The sequence below is a fragment of the Cesiribacter sp. SM1 genome, from assembly GCF_020178975.1.
GTDB lineage: Bacteria > Bacteroidota > Bacteroidia > Cytophagales > Cyclobacteriaceae > Cesiribacter.
In genome coordinates, this window is sequence record NZ_JAHXBU010000094.1 from 415,306 (window position 1) to 436,694 (window position 21,389).

The following is a 21,389-nucleotide window of genomic DNA, read 5'->3' on the forward strand; positions in this document are numbered from 1 at the left end:
CAATGCATTTCCCTCCCCGTAAGCACAAATTATGTACCAACTGTAGTATACAAAGATATAAAAAACTAGATTATCTCTTTAGCAAAATCCAATTTTCATCTTACAGCCAAATAGTTTATTTTATAGTCTTCCGCTAAGCCTGCTCCCTTTAAATCTGAAAGCAAAGGCATTTTTTGCCTTTCCCAGCAAAAACAAAATATTCTTTTTATATACAAACATTACATTACTCAGCTTTTTCCTCCAATTCCTGATAACCAATTATTTTATCAATGGAACTGCTTGATACAAAATGGTAATTGGTTCGCGCACGGCGATATATATTGAGGGCCAGCTCTTTTCCTTTTTCGGTTTCTGCCAGCTTTCTATAGATAGGAGCCAAAAACTTACGGCGCCCCACCTTGTTCAGGAACCTGTCCAGGGCACTATAAGCAGGCTCATACTCATGGGCGATGGCATGTATAAACCAGGCTGCCAAAATTTCAGAATTACCGGAATTGGTAAATCCAAAGGCAGCATCCAGCTCTGCCAGTTGCTGCTGGTTAAGCTCCTGTGGCAGGTTTCTGATAAAGTGCAGCCACTCGTGCGACGACCAGTCTTTTGTATTTAGCTGGCTGGCAGGAGTGCCCCCCTTCCATTGCTGCAGTGCCTGCTCTACCTGCTGGAAACGTTCCGATGTTACAGCTGGCACACTAGCAGGCAGGCCCTCTTCATAAATCCACTGTTTAAGCCCCAGCTGCTCGGCATTGAGGTTATTGGGCTCCAGCAGATTTTCGGACAGATAGCTCAGGAAGGCTTCGGTGGTCATGGTTTCAAAAGCATTGGCACTGAAGTACTCGCGCAGGAATGCATCCCACTTTTCGCGGCCCACCTGGTCTTCCAGGTAACGGAGCAAGTAGTAGCCTTTTTCATAGGCAATGTCTGTCATGCCGTCATCGGGGCTTCTGCCCTCCAGGTCCAGGTACAGCTTTGTATCTGCTGCTCTGTTTTCTTCTTTTAGCTGCGCAATGGTTGCTTCCAGATCCTGCCTGCCCAGCACTGCCAGCATGTCAGCGTAATCTTTGCCGTAAAGTGCTTCCATAATACGGCGCTCAAAATATACGGTAAAGCCTTCATTGAGCCAGAAATCATTCCAGGTTGCATTGGTTACCAGGTTGCCACTCCAGCTATGCGCCAGCTCATGAGCCACCAGCGAGGTTAAAGAACGATCGCCGGCCAGAATGGTAGGTGTTGCAAAAGTTAGCCTTGGGTTTTCCATACCCCCGAAAGGGAAGCTTGGTGGCAGCACAATCAGGTCGTAGCGCTCCCAGCGGTAGGGGCCATACAACTCTTCTGCTGCTACCAGCATTTTATCCAGCTCTGCAAACTCATAGGCAGATTCTTTGATCATGGAAGGCTCTGCATATACACCCGTACGGGTGCTGATGGGGGCAAACTCCAGATCACCTACCGAAAGGGCCAGCAGGTAAGCCGGAATTGGCTGATCCATTTTAAATTTATACACCCCGGACTCATTACGCTGCATAGGGTTTTCGGCACTCATAAGTGCCATAAGTGCAGGGGGCACCTGCACGGTAGCCTCGTAGGTAAAGCGGATACCCGGCGAATCCTGTATAGGTACCCAGCTGCGGGCAAGTATAGCCTGCGACTGCGTAAAAAGGAATGGATGTTCCTTGCCTGCTGTTTGCTCAGGAGAGAGCCACTGCAGGGCCTCGGCATCGGCGCCGGTTCTGTAATATACATTAACCCGCTTTGTATCAGGCTTGATGTTTATTTTAAGTGCACTGCCCATGTGCTCGTTGAACTCACCCATCTCAAAGGTGCCCATTTCTTCCTGCTCACCCAGGGTTACACGTTCTATCTGCAGACCCTTGGTATCCAGAACCAGCTCACTTGCTCCGCTGGCAGCTTCTATGTCTAAGCGGGCTACAGCTACAATTTCTTTTTTACCGAAATCTACCTGGGCATCCCAGTTCAGATGCTTAACAATGGCCTGGTCGGGCCGGGCATAGGAGTGAATATCTTGCACAACTTTAGATATAGTAGGTTCATTAGCAGTTTGTTCGCTAGGGCCGGCACAGCTGGTGATCATTACACCTGCTATACAGGCCAGGGACAGCATCCTGAGAATCATAAAAAAAAGATGTTTGTTTGCCCGAATATAGGAAAAAATGTAACCACCTCTTTTTTTGGCCATATCAGCAGGCAACAAGCTGCAGTAAAGCCTCTTTAAGGTCTAGCTATCAGGCTTTGTGCGGCTCCTGCTAGCAGGCTGGCTGCTGCTATATTTCAGGAACAGCTTTACAATAAAACAGCCAGCGGAAAAATCCGCTGGCTGCAAACATCTTTAGACTTTACTTTAACCCCTGAATTTATTCAGAAGCAGCCTGGGGCGCCTGCACCAACACTGCTTTTGTAGCATGGGCACTTTTTACTTGCTGTACAAAGGCAACCCAATCTGCATACCTGGCTGCGGCATAGCGGCCATCATCAATCCTGAAGGTAGCAATGCTGATGAGCTCTCCTTTTTTGTATTCGGCTTTCAGCTCATATTCGCCAAATTCTGTTTTAATATGTTGTGGTTCTGGCAGGTGCTCCAGTGTGTAAGCGGCCGGCACTTTGTATACAAGCGTATCGGAGTAGGTGTAGCCCCACTCCTGCTCAAAATCTGTTTTGCGGTTTGCCATGGGCCTTGGAGTATTTACCGGAAACCTGTTGAGGCTTAGGGGTAAAAACATGCGGGTGCCGGAGCGCATTTGTTTTTCCTGCAGCACACCCCCGGCCTCCAGCAGCATAACTGGCTCTGCTCCGTCGGCTCTTTTCAGCTTATGCTGATTTATACTCACATTGGGCAGGTCGGAGTGCTCGTACAACCACTTTTTTTGAATCTGCGGATCTGCCCGCATCACCTCATAGGGCAAATCGAACTGTATACCCCCAAAGCGACGGGAAAGCTTGTATTGCGGCTGATCATCTTCCAGGTCTACAATGGTTTTAGTATAGCGGTAATTATCTGCTGCACTGTAAACAGGTGTATTTACCAGCTTGCCTCCCTGCTCTGTAACCAGCAGGGCTTTTCTGTTTCCAGTAAAGCTGCCCATATGGTTGAAAGGTTTGGTCTGGCTGGTGCACTCAAGCCATACCGTATCTTTCTCCAGCGGCACGCAAAGAATAACATGGTTGAAATAGCGTTTTGGAAAATCTTCAAGAACGCTGTTTGTTCCGTCGGCACCGGCATGGATAATTGTGTAGTAAGAAGGAATATCTATGCTTTTTAAAAGTGCCTTGGTATAATTACTAAGTGCTTTACAGTCGCCATAGCCTTTCTGGTGTACAAAGGATGCCTCAAATGGCTGCCAGCCGCCAATACCCAGCTGAATGCTAACATAGCGTGTGTTCTGCTGCATGTATTCATACACAGCTTTTACTTTTTCTTCAGGAGTGGCTAAACCACCGGTGAGCTGCTTTATCGTATTTTCAGCCTCTGGTGTTAAAACATCTCTGCCTTTTAAAAGCTGATTCATGAATACACCCAGCTGCTGCCAGCTTTCCATATTCCCTTTGTAACCTTCTACCTCAAAATCTACCGGAGCCGTTAAAACATAGGCTGCACTTTGCCAGTAAGAAGCATAGGGTTCGGGCGCTACAGGCGCCAGCTTTTCTACTTTCCACTGATAGCGTTTGCTGCCACCTGCTTCATCAAAAATTTGTGGTTCCTGCAGCTTATGGGTACGATGCCGCAGGGTAAATCCTGGCGGGCAAATGATCTCCAGCTGTGCCTGTTCCACTCCTACTTTTTCGTCAACAGGTGGCTGCCACTGGGGGTAAAACATCATGTTTGTTGTCTCCCCTTCTCTGTACCATTCTACTGTATATGGGTAGCTGGTATGTTTAAGCCTGGCAGTTTTGTACCTGTTATCATTAATCAGGCCGCCATCAAGGTAGCTCTGGTCGGAAACATCGCTGCTCTTCAGCTTACGAACCTGCTTGCCACTGGCATCATACAGCACCCCTTCTAACTTTTTATGCTTATTCAGTTTGTCATAGGGCGCAAACATCAGGGCTTCGTCATCGCCCTGAGGGTTCAGCACGGTAACCACTTTTTTTAGTGTTTCCTCCGCTTTTCCGGTACTTAAAATCCGGAAGGTGGTAACTTCTTCTCTGATAACGGCATTGGCCCCTTTCTTCAGCTCTTCAGGAATCTGGGCAGCCGGGTATTTATTGCCTGGCCCGGCAAACGCTAAAGCCTGCTGCAAGGGCAGCAGGCTCATTGTTATCAGCAGTGTGTAAAGTTTTATTCGCATCTGCCTGTTTATTTTTGCTTCGTCAACACTACCTGCTCATTCTGCTTGGCCAGCATCAGCTGGTAAAATTGCTTTAAGGCGCCATATTCTTCGGCGGCATACACAGGCTTTTTAATTTGCAGCGAACTGGTAACGCTTAGCTTATTTCCCAGCTGGGCAACATTAAAGCGGAATATGGCAGATTTATCGGGCAGCACTAACATAGCAGGATCTGGAATTTGCTCCACCACATACCCTTCCGGCAGCTCTATTTCATACATGAGCATATCTTCTGTAGGGCAGCCAAAGTTTACCGGAAACTTGCGGTCATTCATTTTAAAAGGACTGTTCTCTTCAACTCCCTCAGGCAAAAGCGCAACATACAGCTTATCGCCTGCAGGAATGGCCTTGTCCCTTATCTCCAGTGTAAAGTGCTCCTCCAGCTTTTTATAAACATTCTCAAAGTTATCTACCTTGTGTTCCTTTACCAGCCAGTTACCCCTTTTGCCAAAGAATTCTTCCATGTACTTATCCTCTCCGTCGCTGAACATCTTTTTACGCACGTTCACTGCTTCGTAGCCATCCAGCAGATAAGAGAGGGTGCCCGTCATGGTACCATTGGGCATTACTTTTAATTTAGCCTTTATAAAAGACGACCACTTTTCAGTATTAAGCAGGGTAACCCAGCTTGTAAAACCTTCTCCAACAAGCCGGCCCCTGTCGTTCATGCAGCGGTAGGGTAGCGTGCCAAGTGGCTGAAAAGGATCTGTGGCATCTATAAGAATGTACTGGTTGTCACCCATGGCCACATGGCAGACCACATAGTTAAAGTCCTTCTCCAGAGGAATTACCGGGTTGATCCGGCCATGCCTGCGCGTACTCATGATCACCGGATTGGCCTGCAGACCTGCCTCACGGAGCATGGCAGTCATCAGCAGGTTAATTTCTGCAGCATTGCCCTCTTTTGTAGCCAGTACCTCTTTAAAGCCCTTGCTCATGTACACCCGCTCCTGGCCGTTATACTTAACATTTTGCTGCACATAGGCATACAAAGCCTGTATTTTTTCTTCCGGCTTTTCTTTGCCTGCTGTAAGCGATGCCACCAGGCTGCTTACATGCTTCTGCTTTTTAAGCTCTCCGCCAAACCTGTTAGCTTCTAGAAACTCCCTGCTAAGTTTATCCCAGTCGCTGCTGAAATACTTTATGGTCTGATTCGGATACTTGGTGTAGTTCAGCTCAAACTCAAGCTTAGAGGCATAATCGGAGAGCGTGGTGATATAGGCTTCTTCCTTAAGCGCCGGTACATTTTCCATGGCCCAGCGGTATTTGGTACCATATGGGGTAATGGTACCGCTATATCTTTCTATCTGGCCACCCGCCTGCGGAAGTGATTCTCCACGATAGTCAAACCTGTCCTGGTAGCTTTCGCTTTCATTGATAACAGGCGAATAGTGGCCGCTCATAAAGTTTTTGTACCCAAAGTACTCGGGAATTCTTGCCCTGAACTCACTCCAGCGCGTTGGAATGGTACTTTGAAAAACCCAGGTCTCAAAGCTGTAGATAAAATCGCTAAGCTTGTGGTACTCATATTCCAGCACTGAGCCAACCTTTACATTAGGCATGGTAAACTTGTGCAGGTTAGATCTTTCGTTGTATTCTTCTACAAACACATCGCTTTTAGATAGTTTGCTCTTTTCTTCCTTTCCATCTACAAGGTTGTAGGTAACACCCTTTACAGAAAGCATTTCTTCTTTAAGCATGCTAGTGCTCTGGTAAAGAAGGTTTTCAATATTAGCCTGCTCCAGGCCCTCAGTTTTCAGAATCTTAATGCGCACATGGCGTTTAATATTAAGCTGAAAACCCTTTTCGTTGTTGTAGGTGAAATAAGCCTCACCATAATCTCCCAGAATTACAGCCGGGGCAGTAGTGTCAGGCTCGTACACTTTCATTTCCAGATCCTGCTGATCTATCTTACCCCATTTCATAGGTGCAGACTGGCTCCATGCAATACCTGATAACAAGGCAAATGCTGTAGCCAGAAACAACGGCTTTACGTTCATAGCTTTTGGTTAAAGTTGCGTATAGATGGTTAAAAGCAGATAAAGCTAATTTTTTTCAAGGGGTATAGCAATTATTATAACAACAGATGTAATATTAAACTGTAAAAACTTTACTTCTTTTTTACAGATCTATTTCTTTTTACATTCGTATAAATGCCTAACGGTCAAGCTAAAAGGATGGGATTATTTGATAAGTTCTTAGGGATTTTTGATGAAAATAAGCAACCAGGGGAAAATACTGATGGGGGTAAAATGCCGCTGCTCGATAAAATAGCGCCCTATAAGCGTACCACCTGGATGCCTTTTGTAGAGGAGGATGTTGATGATGAAGCACTGGCCACTAAAATTGGGGGCACTGCTTACCTGGCACCAGGTGAGAACTATCCTGTTTGCAACAACTGCCAGGAACCGCTAACCCTGTTTCTGCAAATAAATCCTGCCTCACTCCCCGAGAACTGCGATCTGGACCTGGAGCCTGATAAACTTATCCAGCTTTTTTACTGCACCAACCAGCACCCTCACTGCGAAACTGAGTGCCAGGCGTGGCAACCCTTTGCAAAAAGCCAGCTGGCCAGAACCACCGTAATACCCAGTACGGATGTTACCCTGCCCGCTAAAGCCATTCCCAGGCAGTTTCCGGTGCGGCTGGTAAGCGACTGGGTAGAGAACGAAGATTACCCCGACTGGCACGAAATGCAACAGGGCGCTGCAGGCCTATCCGAGCAGGAGGTAGAGGAGCTGGAAAACGAAGAGACTGCGGTACCCAAAGCAGCAGACAAGCTGGGCGGATGGCCCTACTGGGTGCAGGGAGTGGAGTACCCGAAGTGTCCGGAATGTGGCATTCAAATGCAGATGATCTTTCAGCTTGACTCCAATCACCACCTCCCCTATATGTTTGGTGATGCAGGTATTGCCCATCTGCACCAATGCCGCCTTCATAAAAATATGCTGGCGTTTGGCTGGTCGAGCTACTGACGTTTTTAGCCATTTTCTTACATGGCAAAGAAAATGGCATACGTAACAAAAAGTAAATACTAACGATTAATATATAATTCGAAACACCCTTATTTTGGAACAGCATATTTTTTATAATCAAAGTATAGATGCACTACTCAATAGCTTGCCGGATGCTGTCTTTATTGGAGATACAGAGGGAATCAAGCGAGTGAATGATATAGCCCTGAAAATGATGGGCCTTAGCAGTGAAAAAGAAGTACCTGAAGGTTTAGCCTCTTTTATCAAAGCCTTTAACTTTCGCTTTCTCGAAAGCGGAGAAAAGGTTATACCCGGTGAAGGCCCTTTCTCCAAAGCACTGCGGGGTGAGCGTACTGTAACGGAGCTTAGGCACACCAACCACGAAACAGGCCTGCCCATTTACAGCCGCTGTGCCGCAGCGCCTATCTGGGAGAATAATACTGTAGTAGGTGCCATCCTTATCTTAACAGATATTACCGAACGTATAATTGCCGGAAAAAAATTACAGGAAACCTTACATGCCTTATCACACTCCACGCAGGAGCAGGAGGCGGTTTTGGATAGCATTCCCGATGGCGTATACATGGGTGACCAAAACGGCATATATAAAGTAAACCGGCCTGCGCTGGAAATGATCGGCTACAGCCCGGAAAGAGATGTACAGGGGCAGGTAAGCAGCTTTATCAGCAAGCTTAATGCCCGTTATGCAGAAAACGGAAACCAGATTCCTGTTTCCGAAGATCCTTTTTCCAGAGCACTGCGTGGCGAACGTGTGGTTCAGGAGATTATCATTACGCATCTGATTAGCGGCAAAGACGTTTACATTCGCTGTGCCGCAGCTCCTGTTTACCTGGAGAATAAAATCATTGGTGCCATTGCTGTAAATTCAGATATCACAGATAAGATCTTAGCTGAAAGAAAGCTGCAAAAAACCCTGCAGGAGCTCAGAAAGGTAAATGAGGAGCTTGAGGCTTTTACTTATGCCGTATCTCACGACCTGAAAAGCCCCCTGGGGCGAATCAGTGGCCTGGCTTCCCTCCTGCTGATCAGCAACGAAAGCCAGATTTCTGATAAAGACCGCTACCTGCTTCAGCTAATTGTACAATCGAGCGAAAAGCTTACCGAACTGGTGAGTCATCTGCTTAACCTGGGCAAAATCGGGCAAACCGAAATCAATTACTGCAAGATAGACTTAACAGCACTTTGCCACCAGGTAATTGAAAACATCAACACAGGCAAGAGAAACATAAAGTTTACCATAGCCCCCAATATGTATGTATGGGGAGATAAAACGCTGATGCATTCCGTTATGCAAAACCTGCTGACAAATGCGGCAAAATACAGCTCTAAAAATCCTAATGCTGAAGTACAGGTTGGCACCCATGAAGATAATGGCTACACCCTTTGTTATGTACGTGACAATGGGGTAGGATTTGATATGTCTGAGGCAGATAAGCTCTTTATGCCATTCAAGCGACTGTACACCGGCACAAACTTTGAAGGTACGGGCGTGGGCTTATCAACCGTAAAGCGTATTATCGAACGGCACGAGGGCAGGATCTGGGCAGAGTCTAAACCCGGCGAGGGTGCCACTTTCTATTTTAGCCTGCCAAACAAAAAGGGTAACAGCAACCGCCATACCCGCCCTGTTAAACTACCGGAGGAAAATCCGGGTACCAAGATCAAAAAATTGTCCCCGCAGGGATTATCTTAGGGTATGGCAAAAAACTATACTTTACAAAAGCAGCCCTTCCGGGTGCCGGTACCCGGCAATAAGCTAATACTGGAGCACTTTGGCCAGGCTACCACCGGCGAGCAGCGCTTTAGTGTTGCCCGTATGGTGGCACCCCCCGGCTGGAGCGAGCCCCACCAGACACCCGAGTTTGACGAGGTAACCCTGATGCTGCGTGGACGCAAGCAGATTGAGATAGACGGCGAAACTGTAGAACTTCATGCGGGAGAATCTATCCTTATCAAAGCAGGAGCCCGTATTCGCTACAGCAATCCTTTTAGTGAAGAAAACGAATACATATCGGTGTGCCTGCCGGCTTTCTCTCCGGATACCGTGCACCGGGAAGAAGAGTAGTTTGTTCGCTTCGCCGCTCCAGCTAAGGGAAGATTCGCAGAGCCGGCATCCGGAAAAGCGCCCGCTTTCACATTTTTTGCCCTTTACATTTTGGTATTGCGTATTGAGTATTTAGTATTGAAGCATCATTCAGATACAAGCTTTGCTGCAGGCCAAAGTGCCGGCGCGGGCTTCACTTCTGATCGTGCCATGATAGATTTTACTAAATAAACCAGTTACACTTACTTAACTCTAAACGCTTAAATCTTATGCAATACCGTTCCGAACGCGATACAATGGGACCCATAGAGGTACCCGCCGACAAGTACTGGGGTGCACAGACCCAGCGCTCGCTGCACCATTTTGAGATTGGCGGCGATACCATGAAAATGCCCATTGAAATTATATATGCATTTGCTTACCTGAAAAAAGCTGCTGCGCTTACCAATGCCGACCTGGGAGTGCTCACTCAGGAAAAAGCACAGAAAATTGCAGATGTATGTGAAGAAATTCTGCGCGGCGAGCTTGATGCAGAGTTTCCGCTCAAGATCTGGCAAACCGGTTCCGGTACCCAAAGCAATATGAACGTGAACGAGGTAATTGCTAACCGTGCCCATGTAAAAGGCGGAGGCAAACTCGATGATGAGAAAAAGAGCATCCACCCCAACGACGATGTAAACAAGTCGCAGAGCAGTAACGATACCTTCCCTACTGCCATGCACATTGCCGGCTATAAAATGCTGGTAGAGTATACCATTCCGCGTGTAGAAAACCTGCGAAACACCTTAAAGGAAAAGTCCGATACTTTTATGGAGGTGGTTAAAATTGGCCGCACCCACTTTATGGATGCCACCCCCCTTACGCTGGGCCAGGAGTTTAGTGGCTATGTAAGCCAGCTGGATCATGGTCTGAAAGCCCTGCGCAATACCCTGGACCACCTTAGCGAGCTGGCCCTGGGCGGTACAGCCGTTGGTACCGGCCTTAATACCCCCGAAGGTTACGATGTGGCCGTTGCCAAAAAGATTGCCGAACTTACTGGCCACCCCTTCCGCACAGCAGAAAATAAATTTGAAAGCCTTGCCGCCCACGATGCCGTGGTAGAAAGTATGGGAGCCCTTAAGCAGCTGGCCGTAAGCCTTATGAAAATAGGCAACGACATTCGCATGCTTAGCAGTGGTCCGCGCAGTGGTATTGGCGAAATTGTTATTCCGGAAAACGAGCCGGGTTCTTCTATTATGCCGGGCAAAGTTAACCCAACCCAATCCGAAGCCCTTACCATGGTATGTGCCCAGGTGCTGGGTTGCGATGTTGCCGTAAGCGTTGGCGGCATGAATGGCCACTTTGAACTGAACGTGTTTAAGCCGCTCATGATCTACAACCTGTTAACGGCTGCCCGCCTGCTGGGCGATGCCTGCCAGTCGTTTAACGACCACTGTGCAGTAGGTATTGAGGCTAACCAGGAGCGTATTAAGATGCACCTGGAGAACTCCCTGATGTTGGTTACAGCCTTAAACACGCATATTGGCTACGATAATGCCGCTAAAATTGCTAAAAAGGCTCATAAGGAAGGCACCACCCTGCGCCAGGCTGCCCTGGACCTCGGCTTGCTCACAAACGAGCAATTTGATGAATGGGTAAGGCCTGAAGATATGATTGGCAGTTTAAAAAAATAAACCCACCTTTAGATGATAAGGAAAACCGGCGGAAGGTAACCGCCGGTTTTTTGTTTTTTAAGGGCAAAGCTTACATACGCCAAGTTCTTTAGATTCAGTTCATTAAATGTATTGTTCTGATTTTGTACTTTGCATGCCTATTTATAGCTTTTGAAACTTAACTGTGGAAATAAACATGAAAAAAGCAGTATTAGCCATTGTTGTATTGCTGTGTTTCGGCCTCACCTACAACGCCAGCGCTCAGCTTTCCAAGAAAGAAAAGAAAGAGTGGAAAAAACAGATGAAAGACCTTGATGTAGAGGCTTTCAAAAAACTGGTAGAAGAAAAGGAAAGCCTGGAAAGCCAGGTAGCCAGCCTTAATTCACAGGTAAGCAGCCTGCAGGCCAGGGCCAACGAAAAAACAACCGAAGCAGAGCGCCTGAATGCCGAAGTAAAAGACCTGCAAAACCAGCTGGCAGAAACCAAAGCTGCCCAGGTACAGGAAGCCAACAACATGGACATCAGCGGCAAAAGTACTCGTGTTGTAAAAGGTGTTGCGTTTAAGGTACAGATTGGTGCATTCCGCAATAAAAACCTGACAAAATATTTTGAGAACAACGGCAGCTTTGATGGCGAAGTAGACAACACCACCGAGCGCTATACCCTGGGTACCTTTACAGATTACTGGGAAGCCGATAAGTTTAAAAAATACCTGCGTGAAATGGGTGTTAAAGATGCCTGGATCGTAGCCTATAAAGATGGTCAGCGCGTTCCGCTGAAAGATGTACTGGAAGGTGTGATTTAAGCACTGCTCCCAAAAAACTTGTTCTGCACAGTTTGATTAACGATTACGCACTGGCGCTCCTTTAGTAAGGGAGCGCTTTTTTATTGCAGGCTACGCATAAACAAAAACACCACCTGATCGGCCATGCGGCGCTTTTCTGCTACCGTCTCATCACTTTCCAGTAAATGCTGGCAAATGCCATTTACTACCGACAGCGTATAGGTGGCAAGGTAACGCGGGCTTATGTGTGCCATTACGGCCCTGTCGGCCTGCGCCTGCCAGTACAACTGTTCAAGCGCCAGCAGATACTTTTCCTGCCATAAAGAATAGTGCGAAACCAGCTCCGGAAGGGCATTGCAGCTTTTATTCAGCAGCTGCTGCGATAGCCTGTATTCTTCATCTTCTGCCAGCAGATGCAAAGCCTGCTTCAAGAAAGAAGTGATTTTTTGCAGTGGCGGTATTTCCTCGTCTTTAAGCAGCTTTTCCAGCTGCTCCTGCGTAGGTTTTAAGCGTTTCTCCACCAGTTCCTCAAACAGCGCCAGCTTATCTTTAAAATGCCAGTATACAGCACCACGGGTCATATCTACCCGCTGGGCAATTTCTTCCAGGCTGGTGCGGTCAAACCCACGCTCTAAGAACACCGATAAACCAGCCTGCAACAAGCGATTCCGTGTTTCCTCTGCTTCAGACCTGGTGCGTTTCATATACTTGCCTGCGTGTGGATTTAATAAGTGAGTTTAAGCTATTCCTTATAACAGTCTGCCAGCTGCAGCGGTGTTAAAAAAGCTGGTCAGGAGTAAAATAATCACACATCCTGATCACATACAAGCAGGTAGGTAAAAAAGGATTAGCATAATATTACCTGAACAGGTAACGCACCGAAAGCGCAATTTCTCCGCCCCAGAAACCAGCAAAGGGCGAAAATTCTAAGGCAGGCTTCCAGTCCAGCGAAGCATTGATTGGAATGGAATGGTCCTGAATGGTGTATTCTATGCCCAGGATACCATCAACACCTACAATAAGCCTGCTGCTACTATAAAAGCGATCGTTATAGTAGCGACCATTGGCAGCCCCCAGATGAGCACCACCCCCGTAATAAAAATACAAGCCGGGCTCATCAAAAGCCCTGGCATGACGCTCCCACAGGCCTGTGAGTTTAAATGCATTCCATCTGCTGTGCAAGATACCTTCCACTGCATCTGTGCTGCTGTAAAAATGCTTGGCTGTAACCCCCCAGAATGGCGAAAGTCTTAGGCCAAGCCCCGTGTTGTACTGCTGCGCCTGCAGCTCCTGCGTTGTTCCCAGCAATAACAGAAAACCTAATATGTAAAAAAGCCTCTTCATATAATTTTAAATTTTAACCTACATGCCTCTACACGTAAATAAGCCATCTGCACCCTCTAATGCCTATGTGATAAAATTACAATAGCAGTAAAATGTTGCAGGCTTGTGTGCTGGCATACGGTACTAACGGCACAAATAAGTTCCTCTTATTATACATCTTATTGGCCAATATGTTTTTACTGATTTAAGGTGCCGTACAGCCTGCCGCATTACCGGCACTCCTACACAATTGGTAGTGCTTTAGGTTATGGTAAAGCTCAAAATTAAACTAAAGCTGGTAGGGCAAAACAAGCCTTTAAACTGCTGAATGCTGCATACTTGCATTGGTAACGATTATGCAGCATATAGCAGGCCTGCAGTATATACGGGCGCATATACAGCAAAGCTCAAAAAAGACTGTTTGGGAATGTAGAGTAGAATGAAAAATTTAAGCCGGGCTGTGTCTGCTGAACGCTTTTCAAGGCCAAAGGGTATGGGTGATGCACAGCCTAAGCTAGCTTTTCATGCAGGTACTTTTACCAGATTGTTTACTTTTCTAAGAAAAGCTACCGCTTCTTCCTGGTCTGGTAAAATTTCTACGGTATAGCCAGTAAGGGTACGGAAAGCCTTTAACAGGTACTGCATACCGGTTTTTTGCATAATTTTTTCGCTACCCAATATAGCTGCGGCCATATTGTTAGGCAATACTTTTTTTACACGCGGAAACGCACTGATCACCACCCAGCCACGGGCATTAAAGCTTACATTTCCAATTTGCCGCTGGTCTATTATAATCCTGTTAACCTGTTGCTTTTCAGCAAAATCAATGCTTTTTGTCCAGAAAGCTTTATAGGAATCATCAGACATATCGCCAATAAAAGTCATTTTAATTATTTTATTGGAAGCATCGTACAGCGTTTGTGCCTGCTCTACTGTTATGATCTTTTCCATGGGCATAGCAATATCAGTCATAGAGTATACTAGCAAGTGTAGAACATTGTGCTTTTCAGAACGGCAGTCTTATTTAGCCCTACTTAACCAGGTACCAGGGAACGGACACAATGGCTGTGTTCATAAAACCCGTAAACTCATGTAGCTGGCTATTGCCAGATTTTTTAACACAGTAAGGCTGATTGAACTGGACAAGGAGTGAAATCTAGCAAAAAATAACAATTTATACGAATATTTATCCAATAATTAGTTTCTCATCCCACAAGTCCCGCCGCATGAGCAGATCAGGTCAGCAGCCGTATTAGCATCAAAAACGGAGCATAAGCTCTCACTTTAAAGTAGTTATCATACGGAATACGCGGCTTTCATCCAGAATAGTCTACTCATATTAGTATACCACATAGCGCTATTTACATGATGATTTACCCGGATATATAGCAGGCAAAACCTAATTTTTTATATAAAAAAGTGAGTTAATACAAAAAAAATCAGCAATTTAACCTAACCTGAACCTTGCAGATACAGTATAATGAGTACCGACTATTTTTTAAGCTGATATGAGCGACAAATTTACCATCATCAACCTGCTGAATAAGCTAGCCGTAGAGCAAAAATTAACCTGGAAGATTAAAAGCGCCTACGGAAACGGGTTAGGCAAAAACCTGCTGGAAATCCTTATTTATTCATTGCCGCAGCAAATCCGCAAAGGCCAGATCGTTTTTGAATCGGTTACCGGAGAGGTTGTAGCAGTGCAGTACAGTGGGTACAAATCTGCTGCCGCCGAAAATGTAGTTGATATGTTGCTGGATGTGATTAACTTTGAGAAACACAGGAAAGCAGCAGACGGTGATCTTAAAAAAGCTGTTTCGGCCTATTGACATTGCTCCCCTTGTTTTTTTCAGGGTAGTTGTTGGCGGCCTGATAACCATTGAACTTGCCGGCGAAATCATAACCGATTATGGCGCCGATTACTTCCACACGGACTTTCATTTCTCTTACCTCTTTTTTGAGTGGCTAAAGCCCTGGCCCTCCTTCTGGATGCACCTGCATTTTGCATTCAATGTGCTGATGGCCCTCTTTGTAACCTTAGGTCTATACTACCGGGCTAGTGCGCTGCTGCTTTGCCTGGGAACCACCTCAGCTTTCCTGATGGAAAAGTCGGTTTACATAAACCACACCTACCTCTATTGCCTTACTGCTTTCCTGATGATCTTTATTCCGGCCCACAAAGCCTGGTCGCTGGATGTTAGGCGTAAGCCCCGGCTGGAACAAAGCTCAGTACCGGCCTGGACACTGTGGATACTGCTTTTCCAGATCAGCGTAGTCTATATTTTTGCCGGGCTTGCCAAATTAAACCCCGACTGGTTCAGGGGCACTCCCCTCAACATATGGCTGCCGGCCAGGTCTCATTACTTTATCATTGGCCCGCTGCTGGCACAACCCTGGCTTCCGTACGTAATGAGCTGGGGCGGCGCTGCCTTCGATCTGCTGGTGGTGCCCCTGATGCTCTGGCGCTTTACCCGCCGCTGGACCTTTTTCATTGCCCTTACCTTCCACTTTACCAACGTCTGCATTTTTGGCATTGGCACCTTTCCCTGGTACAGCATGGCCATGACGGCCCTGTTCTTCCCGCCTCACAGCTTTCGTAAACTGCCCCTGCTGCGAAAAAAGCTGCCAGCCTATGTACCCCTCAATTTCAATAAGCTGCTGCAACCTGCAGCGAAGAAAGCCATTGCTGTATTCCTGGCCCTGTACATGCTGGTGCAAATTGCAGTGCCCCTGCGGCAGTACACTTATGCCGGCAACAGCAGCTGGACAGAGGCAGGCCATAATTTTAGCTGGCATATGATGCTGCGCTCCAAGCGGGGCGGTAGCATATATTACAGAGTAGTAGACCCTGCCAGCGGTGAGGAGTGGCAGGTAGACCCCAGGAATTACATTACCCCACACCAATACCGTAGCATGACCGGTAAACCGGATATGATCCTGGAGCTGGCACACCACATCCGCGATAAATACGCCCGTGATGGCTATGAGGGAGTAGAAGTGTACGCACACTGCTCCGTTGAATTTAACGGCCGCCCCAACCTGTTGCTAACCGATACCACTGTTAACCTTTCGCAGGAGTCGCGTCGGTTGGGCCCATACAGTTGGGTATTACCTTTTGAAGAAGACTAATGCTAAGCCTGCTGATTATACCTGCTTGTTTTGGAGGAGGGCTGTTGCTGCAACGGTTTGGCTCCATGGCCGGGCTTGCCCGCCTGCTTACCAAAATAGTTATATATGTATCGCTGCCGGCACTGGTACTGGAAAAAATACCACTCCTGCAGCTCAATGAACAGCAACTGCTGCCAATTTTAATGCCCTGGCTTATATTCGCCCTGGCCTGGCTGGGCTTTAGCGCCCTGGGCCGTAAACTAGGCTGGGAGCGTAAAACCAAGGGTGGCATTATTTTAAGCTGTGGGTTTGGCAACACCTCTTTTGTGGGCATACCTGTAATGAATGCCCTTTGGGGAGCTGCCGGTGTAGAGGTAGCCATTCTGGCCGATCAGCCCGGCTCCTTTGCCTGCCTCTCCACACTGGGCATAGTAGCAGCCTCCTGGTACGCCGGCGATACCATATCGCCACAATCGCTGGTGAAACGCCTCCTGCGCTTTCCGCCTTTCCTGGCTTTTGTAGCTGCCTTTGCCATGAACGCCCTTAACGTAGCTCCGCAGGGCATTATACTGCAAATACTCCATTGGGTGGGCTTGCTCGTGGTTCCCTTTTCACTTTTAGCCGTAGGGCTGCAGCTGGAGGTAAAGGCGCTGTTACGCCCACAGAAAGAAATTCTGGTAGGGCTGGCCTATAAGCTACTGCTGGCCCCCCTGCTGATCTTTATCCTCTACCTCTTTATTTTACAGCAGCGTAGTTTTATGGCCATTGGCAGTGTGATGGAAGCTGGCATGGGTCCTATGGTAACTGCCTCGCTGATTGCCGAGCAGTTCGGACTTAACCCGCCCATGGTGCGCCAGACCCTTAGCCTGGGCATCCTGCTTTCCTTCCTAACGCTGGCACTGTGGTATGGGCTGCTGATGTGGGTGGTGTGAATATCAGCATGCCAGCATTAGTAATCAACATCTACTGCTCTTGTCTTTTTGCATTACTTTTATAGAACTCTTGAGTACAAAAAAACCACCTGCTCTTTTACAGGTGGTTCTATGTAGTATGCAGGCCTGTTCATAAACAGCCTTACTTCGCAAAGATCTGGCTCATGTCCTGGAAGCTCTTAAACTCAAGGGCATTGCCGGCAGGATCCAGGAAAAACATAGTGGCCTGCTCACCTACCTCTCCTTTAAAGCGTATGTGCGGCTCAATGATGAATTTAATGCCGGCTGCTTTTACTTTATCGGCCAGCTGGTGCCACTGCTCCCACTCCAGAATAGCGCCGAAATGACGAACCGGCACAGCATCGCCATCTACCTCATTGGTTTTAGCCCTGCTTACCTCTTCGGGCTTTACGTGGGCCGAGATCTGGTGCCCGAAAAAGTTAAAGTCAATCCATTTATCGGTACTTCGGCCCACTTCGCAGCCCAGCAGCTCGCCGTAAAATGTACGGGTATCTTCAATAGACAGAATTGGAAAAGCCAGGTGAAAAGGTGTATAGTTTTGCATATATGGTTATGTTTGAAAATAAAGATAAATAATTTGCTTGTTGATCAATCTATTGATTAACTAATGTGAAGGTTCAGCAGCAGCTGTTAGCTGCTCCAACTACTGCAAAAATAGCTGAAGTGCAGCTGCATACGCTGGTTTATCAACTTACCTTGTACGATAATACTTTGTACTAACAACACCAAATGACACCACAAGAACTTAACCAGGAACTGGGCAACATAGATATTTACCTGCTGGATGCCATTCTGAAGGGCTATTTTCCGGCAGGCAGCAGGGTATTGGATGCAGGCTGTGGTGAGGGACGTAACCTGCACTGGTTATTGAAAAATGGATACGAGGCCTGGGGAGTGGATAAAAACCCTTCTGCCATACGTATGCTGCGCTATGTTGCCAACAGCCTTCAAAAAGGCTACCCTGCGGAGCGCTTCGATGAAACAGGCGTAGAAGAAATGCACTACCCACCTGCAGCCTTTGATGCTGTAATAAGCAGTGCCGTGCTGCACTTTGCTGAAAATGAAGCACACTTCAGGCAAATGTGGGCAGAAATGTACCGGGTGCTGAAGCCCGGAGGCGTTTTATTTATCCGCACCGCCACCCTGCTGGGCATGAATCCGGATGAAGTTCAGAAAACTGCCGATGGCAAATACCTGCTGCCAGATGGCAGCTACCGCTTTGTACTTAGTGCAACCCTTCTGGCAGATTTGCTACGGCAATACCCAGTTCAGTGGCTGGAACCACTAAAATCAGTATTAGTGGCTAACCAAAGAAGCATGGGCGTGTTAGTACTAAAGAAATCAACTGCTGCTACTGAAGCATAATCTTCAAACACCCTATGGAACCCTCTGAGCACAAATACGCCTCTTTCTGGAGCCGCCTGCTGGCCATCATCATCGATTACTTCCTGGTAAACCTGGTGCTGAGCCTCATTATTGCCACCGTTATTGTTGTTGGCTTTGCCGACGAGGGTGCTGATATTGTACAACGCGGCGATGACTTGGTGCGCGACCTCTCGGAAAGCTGGGGACCGGCTCAGTTGCTGCTGCTGGCTGGCTACTGGCTTTATTTTGCCCTGATGCACAGCAGCGCCTGGGGAGCTACGGTGGGCAAGCGGGTGCTGGGCCTCTATGTGGCCGACGAAGATGGCAACCGCCTAAGCTTCTGGCAGGCTTCGCTGCGCTACCTGGGCAAGCTGATCTCCCTCTTTACGCTCTTTGTAGGCTTTCTGGTAGCACTGGTACATCCCCGGCGGCAGGCACTGCACGACCTTATTGCAAAAACCTACGTAAAGCACTGGTAGTAAGCCTCCTTTTCACATTGCGGTAATATATCTGTGGTATTCTTCATCTAGGCACCACACTTCCTTAAACATTGGGTGATCTTGTGCCTCTATTTTTGTAGTGTAGCAAAACACTAATTTTGGTGAGGAGTAAAAACCACAAAATTTCCCCTGATCGGTTACTGCTGCAGGCACAGCTAAAGCCCCTTCAGCAAGCACCATTGCCGGTGCAACTGCAGCAGCACTCCCAGCGGCAGCATCGGCAGGCGATGCTGCCGTTTCTCTACTTTCAGCGATTGGGACAACACCTCTTCACAAAGCTGCTGCTCCGGCAGCTTTCTTCCTTTGGCTCTTCTTTCCGACATTAACCTATAAGCAGATGAGCACCCAAATGAAACGTGAGGTAGAAGTAGTAGTGATTTCGGATGTGCATCTGGGTACCTATGGCTGCCAGGCAAAAGCCCTGCTGCGTTACCTGAAAAGCATACGCCCCAAAACACTGGTGCTAAATGGCGATATTATCGATATCTGGCAGTTCAGCAAAAGCTACTGGCCAAAAGCACATATGCAGGTGGTAAAGTATATCATGGGCCTCATCAGCAAAGGAGTGCAGGTACATTATATTACCGGCAATCACGATGAGCTGCTGCGCCGCTTCACTGGCTTTAAGCTTCAGAACTTTAGCATCAGCAATAAAGCTGTGCTGAAACTGGGTAACAGACAGGCTTGGGTTTTTCATGGCGATGTTTTTGATGTTACCATGCAACACTCCAAATGGCTGGCCCGCCTGGGTGGCCATGGCTACGACGGGCTCATTTTACTGAATACCTTCGCCAACTTCTGCAGCCAGAAAATGGGGCGTGGGCGCCTTTCTTTCTCAAAACGAATCAAGGGCAGTGTTAAATCTGCCGTAAAATTTATCTCGGGCTTTGAGCTCACCGCTGCCGACATTGCCATTGAAAAAGGCTACGACTATGTGATCTGCGGCCATATTCACCAGCCCGAACTGCGCACCATCAGCAACCAGCATGGCAGTGTGCTGTACCTCAACTCAGGCGACTGGGTAGAGAGCCTCACGGCACTCGAGTATCAGCACGGGCAGTGGCAGCTCTACCGCTTTGCCGAAGACAGCAGCATGCTCGTGCCGGATTCTGAAGATGGCGATGTTGCAGAACCAGATCAGCAGCAGCTTTATGCCCTGCTAATGGCAGAATTTAACCCTAAATCGGCCTGATGAAGATTTTATATGCTGTGCAAGGCACCGGCAACGGCCACCTGAGCCGTGCCCGTGAAATTATTCCGGCGCTGCAAAAGCGCGCAGAGGTAGAGGTGCTGGTAAGTGGTACCCAGGCCGATATTTCTTTACCCGTTCCGCCTAAATACCAGTACCATGGCATTAGCTTTATATTCGGGCAAAAGGGTGGAATCGATTTCGCCGCCACCTGGCGCAGAAATTACCTGCAGCAGATCATGAAGGAAGTTAACAGCCTGCCAGTGCAGGAATACGACCTGGTGATCTCCGATTTTGAGCCAATCTCCTGCTGGGCCAGCCAGCTTAAGGGCAAAACCTGTATTGGCTTAAGCAACCAGGCTACCATATTATTGCCCGGCACCCCGCGCCCCAAACACCGCGATCCTGTTGGTGAAATGGTACTGCGTTATTATGCTCCTACCGCTGCCGCTTATGGCTTTCACTTTCAGGCTTACCAACCCAACATTTTTACGCCTGTAATACGGCAGGAAGTACGGCAGCTACAACCCAGCGACGAGGGCTATTACACCGTATACCTGCCTGCACACAGCGATGAGCTAATCCTGAAGGTACTCTCCGCCATACCCGACATTCCCTGGCAGGTATTCAGCAAGCACAGCAAAAAGCCTTACCGCTGTGGCAACGTAAACATACAGCCAATAAAAGAAAGGGCTTTTCTGGAAAGTATGGAAGGCTGCAGCGGCATTTTATGTGCTGCAGGCTTTGCCACACCTGCAGAAGCCCTTTTCCTGAAAAAGAAACTGATGGTGGTACCCATGAAGTACCAGTATGAGCAGCAGTGCAATGCAGCTGCCTTAAAAGCCATGGGCGTAGCGGTATTAAAATCATTCAAGAAAAAGCAGCTCCCTAGAATACTGGACTGGCTGGAAAAGGGCTCCCCGATACCCGTACTCTACCCCGACCGCACACAGGAAATGGTAGATGCTATTCTGGCTAAACATGCCGTGGCCTCCACCAGTGAGGCCCTTCCCTCCAAAGTACACAGCATTGTTCCGGAGGGGCTGGTTCGCCTGCTGCAGAAACCGGGAGAGCATTATGAATACCAGGCGAAGAACCGCTAAGGAAATATCACAGACAAATAAGCTGATCTCCG

General features: G+C 47.7%; 20 protein-coding genes. 12 read left to right on the plus strand and 8 right to left on the minus strand.

Translation table 11 applies throughout. The features are described from left to right. Positions 1-223 precede the first annotated feature (223 nt). From KWJ01_RS25905 to KWJ01_RS25915, 3 genes are all read right to left on the minus strand, one after another. On the minus strand, positions 224-2,131 hold the full coding sequence (locus tag KWJ01_RS25905; protein ID WP_225000044.1) for a M1 family metallopeptidase: 1,908 nt from the start codon (positions 2,129-2,131) through the stop codon (positions 224-226). A gap of 238 nt (positions 2,132-2,369) precedes the next feature. Continuing rightward, positions 2,370-4,301, minus strand: a complete 1,932-nt coding sequence (locus tag KWJ01_RS25910) for a DUF3857 domain-containing transglutaminase family protein (protein ID WP_225000045.1) — start codon at positions 4,299-4,301, stop codon at positions 2,370-2,372. A gap of 8 nt (positions 4,302-4,309) precedes the next feature. Continuing rightward, on the minus strand, positions 4,310-6,340 hold the full coding sequence (locus tag KWJ01_RS25915; RefSeq protein WP_225000046.1) for a transglutaminase domain-containing protein: 2,031 nt from the start codon (positions 6,338-6,340) through the stop codon (positions 4,310-4,312). 177 nt (positions 6,341-6,517) lie between these two features. Between KWJ01_RS25915 and KWJ01_RS25920 the strand changes: the two genes are divergently transcribed. The 5 genes from KWJ01_RS25920 to KWJ01_RS25940 all read left to right on the plus strand — a co-directional run bounded on the left by KWJ01_RS25920 (position 6,518) and on the right by KWJ01_RS25940 (position 11,837). Next, positions 6,518-7,315, plus strand: coding sequence for a DUF1963 domain-containing protein (locus KWJ01_RS25920; protein WP_225000047.1), 798 nt, complete (start codon positions 6,518-6,520; stop codon positions 7,313-7,315). A gap of 94 nt (positions 7,316-7,409) precedes the next feature. Beyond that, positions 7,410-9,029, plus strand: a complete 1,620-nt coding sequence (locus KWJ01_RS25925; protein ID WP_225000048.1) for an ATP-binding protein — start codon at positions 7,410-7,412, stop codon at positions 9,027-9,029. Between the two features lie 3 nt (positions 9,030-9,032). After that, positions 9,033-9,401, plus strand: a complete 369-nt coding sequence (locus tag KWJ01_RS25930; RefSeq protein ID WP_225000049.1) for a cupin domain-containing protein — start codon at positions 9,033-9,035, stop codon at positions 9,399-9,401. Positions 9,402-9,649: 248 nt separating this feature from the next. Next, positions 9,650-11,053: a class II fumarate hydratase gene (fumC, locus tag KWJ01_RS25935; RefSeq protein ID WP_225000050.1), complete on the plus strand. Its 1,404-nt coding sequence runs from the start codon at positions 9,650-9,652 to the stop codon at positions 11,051-11,053. Positions 11,054-11,228: 175 nt separating this feature from the next. After that, entirely contained in the window at positions 11,229-11,837 is a 609-nt protein-coding gene (locus tag KWJ01_RS25940; RefSeq protein WP_225000051.1) for an Ezrin/radixin/moesin family protein, read from the plus strand. A gap of 80 nt (positions 11,838-11,917) precedes the next feature. Here KWJ01_RS25940 and KWJ01_RS25945 read toward each other — a convergent pair whose 3' ends face one another. The 3 genes from KWJ01_RS25945 to KWJ01_RS25955 all read right to left on the minus strand — a co-directional run bounded on the left by KWJ01_RS25945 (position 11,918) and on the right by KWJ01_RS25955 (position 14,111). Next, positions 11,918-12,520, minus strand: a complete 603-nt coding sequence (locus KWJ01_RS25945) for a TetR/AcrR family transcriptional regulator (RefSeq protein WP_225000052.1) — start codon at positions 12,518-12,520, stop codon at positions 11,918-11,920. Positions 12,521-12,674: 154 nt separating this feature from the next. Further along, on the minus strand, positions 12,675-13,160 hold the full coding sequence (locus tag KWJ01_RS25950; RefSeq protein WP_225000053.1) for a hypothetical protein: 486 nt from the start codon (positions 13,158-13,160) through the stop codon (positions 12,675-12,677). Between the two features lie 501 nt (positions 13,161-13,661). Next, positions 13,662-14,111 (minus strand): hypothetical protein, encoded by a 450-nt coding sequence (locus KWJ01_RS25955; RefSeq protein WP_225000054.1) that lies wholly within the window; start codon positions 14,109-14,111, stop codon positions 13,662-13,664. Between the two features lie 536 nt (positions 14,112-14,647). Here KWJ01_RS25955 and KWJ01_RS25960 point away from each other — a divergent pair. The 3 genes from KWJ01_RS25960 to KWJ01_RS25970 are packed head-to-tail and all read left to right on the plus strand — an operon-like array spanning position 14,648 to position 17,179. Beyond that, on the plus strand, positions 14,648-14,968 hold the full coding sequence (locus tag KWJ01_RS25960) for a hypothetical protein (RefSeq protein WP_225000055.1): 321 nt from the start codon (positions 14,648-14,650) through the stop codon (positions 14,966-14,968). After that, entirely contained in the window at positions 14,937-16,268 is a 1,332-nt protein-coding gene (locus KWJ01_RS25965) for an HTTM domain-containing protein (RefSeq protein ID WP_225000056.1), read from the plus strand. The genes KWJ01_RS25960 and KWJ01_RS25965 overlap by 32 nt, the downstream gene beginning before the upstream one ends. Continuing rightward, positions 16,268-17,179 (plus strand): AEC family transporter, encoded by a 912-nt coding sequence (locus tag KWJ01_RS25970; protein WP_225000057.1) that lies wholly within the window; start codon positions 16,268-16,270, stop codon positions 17,177-17,179. Before KWJ01_RS25965 ends, KWJ01_RS25970 begins: the two co-directional genes overlap by 1 nt. Positions 17,180-17,321: 142 nt before the next feature. Here the strand turns inward: KWJ01_RS25970 and KWJ01_RS25975 are convergent, their stop codons facing one another. After that, positions 17,322-17,744, minus strand: coding sequence for a VOC family protein (locus KWJ01_RS25975; RefSeq protein WP_225000058.1), 423 nt, complete (start codon positions 17,742-17,744; stop codon positions 17,322-17,324). Positions 17,745-17,929: 185 nt separating this feature from the next. Between KWJ01_RS25975 and KWJ01_RS25980 the strand changes: the two genes are divergently transcribed. Together KWJ01_RS25980 and KWJ01_RS25985 are read left to right on the plus strand one after the other, a co-directional pair. After that, positions 17,930-18,565: a bifunctional 2-polyprenyl-6-hydroxyphenol methylase/3-demethylubiquinol 3-O-methyltransferase UbiG gene (locus KWJ01_RS25980; protein WP_225000059.1), complete on the plus strand. Its 636-nt coding sequence runs from the start codon at positions 17,930-17,932 to the stop codon at positions 18,563-18,565. 14 nt (positions 18,566-18,579) lie between these two features. Then, positions 18,580-19,044, plus strand: coding sequence for an RDD family protein (locus KWJ01_RS25985; protein ID WP_225000060.1), 465 nt, complete (start codon positions 18,580-18,582; stop codon positions 19,042-19,044). 176 nt (positions 19,045-19,220) lie between these two features. Here KWJ01_RS25985 and KWJ01_RS25990 read toward each other — a convergent pair whose 3' ends face one another. Further along, complete coding sequence (locus tag KWJ01_RS25990; RefSeq protein ID WP_225000061.1) at positions 19,221-19,388, minus strand: hypothetical protein; 168 nt, start codon at positions 19,386-19,388, stop codon at positions 19,221-19,223. A gap of 14 nt (positions 19,389-19,402) precedes the next feature. On the opposite strand from KWJ01_RS25990, the gene KWJ01_RS25995 reads away from it, so the two are divergent. Together KWJ01_RS25995 and KWJ01_RS26000 are read left to right on the plus strand one after the other, a co-directional pair. After that, entirely contained in the window at positions 19,403-20,257 is an 855-nt protein-coding gene (locus KWJ01_RS25995; protein WP_225000062.1) for a UDP-2,3-diacylglucosamine diphosphatase, read from the plus strand. Next, complete coding sequence (locus tag KWJ01_RS26000; RefSeq protein WP_225000063.1) at positions 20,257-21,357, plus strand: glycosyltransferase family protein; 1,101 nt, start codon at positions 20,257-20,259, stop codon at positions 21,355-21,357. The genes KWJ01_RS25995 and KWJ01_RS26000 overlap by 1 nt, the downstream gene beginning before the upstream one ends. Positions 21,358-21,389: the final 32 nt, after the last annotated feature.

Bases quoted from the DNA above. Each gene is read 5' to 3' on its own strand.
- KWJ01_RS25905 (WP_225000044.1), bottom strand. From the start codon at position 2,131: ATGATTCTCAGGATGCTGTCCCTGGCCTGTATAGCAGGTGTAATGATC.
- KWJ01_RS25910 (WP_225000045.1), bottom strand. From the start codon at position 4,301: ATGCGAATAAAACTTTACACACTGCTGATAACAATGAGCCTGCTGCCC.
- KWJ01_RS25915 (WP_225000046.1), bottom strand. From the start codon at position 6,340: ATGAACGTAAAGCCGTTGTTTCTGGCTACAGCATTTGCCTTGTTATCA.
- KWJ01_RS25920 (WP_225000047.1), top strand. From the start codon at position 6,518: ATGGGATTATTTGATAAGTTCTTAGGGATTTTTGATGAAAATAAGCAA.
- KWJ01_RS25930 (WP_225000049.1), top strand. From the start codon at position 9,033: ATGGCAAAAAACTATACTTTACAAAAGCAGCCCTTCCGGGTGCCGGTA.
- fumC (WP_225000050.1), top strand. From the start codon at position 9,650: ATGCAATACCGTTCCGAACGCGATACAATGGGACCCATAGAGGTACCC.
- KWJ01_RS25940 (WP_225000051.1), top strand. From the start codon at position 11,229: ATGAAAAAAGCAGTATTAGCCATTGTTGTATTGCTGTGTTTCGGCCTC.
- KWJ01_RS25945 (WP_225000052.1), bottom strand. From the start codon at position 12,520: ATGAAACGCACCAGGTCTGAAGCAGAGGAAACACGGAATCGCTTGTTG.
- KWJ01_RS25950 (WP_225000053.1), bottom strand. From the start codon at position 13,160: ATGAAGAGGCTTTTTTACATATTAGGTTTTCTGTTATTGCTGGGAACA.
- KWJ01_RS25955 (WP_225000054.1), bottom strand. From the start codon at position 14,111: ATGACTGATATTGCTATGCCCATGGAAAAGATCATAACAGTAGAGCAG.
- KWJ01_RS25960 (WP_225000055.1), top strand. From the start codon at position 14,648: ATGAGCGACAAATTTACCATCATCAACCTGCTGAATAAGCTAGCCGTA.
- KWJ01_RS25970 (WP_225000057.1), top strand. From the start codon at position 16,268: ATGCTAAGCCTGCTGATTATACCTGCTTGTTTTGGAGGAGGGCTGTTG.
- KWJ01_RS25975 (WP_225000058.1), bottom strand. From the start codon at position 17,744: ATGCAAAACTATACACCTTTTCACCTGGCTTTTCCAATTCTGTCTATT.
- KWJ01_RS25980 (WP_225000059.1), top strand. From the start codon at position 17,930: ATGACACCACAAGAACTTAACCAGGAACTGGGCAACATAGATATTTAC.
- KWJ01_RS25985 (WP_225000060.1), top strand. From the start codon at position 18,580: ATGGAACCCTCTGAGCACAAATACGCCTCTTTCTGGAGCCGCCTGCTG.
- KWJ01_RS25990 (WP_225000061.1), bottom strand. From the start codon at position 19,388: ATGTCGGAAAGAAGAGCCAAAGGAAGAAAGCTGCCGGAGCAGCAGCTT.
- KWJ01_RS25995 (WP_225000062.1), top strand. From the start codon at position 19,403: ATGAGCACCCAAATGAAACGTGAGGTAGAAGTAGTAGTGATTTCGGAT.
- KWJ01_RS26000 (WP_225000063.1), top strand. From the start codon at position 20,257: ATGAAGATTTTATATGCTGTGCAAGGCACCGGCAACGGCCACCTGAGC.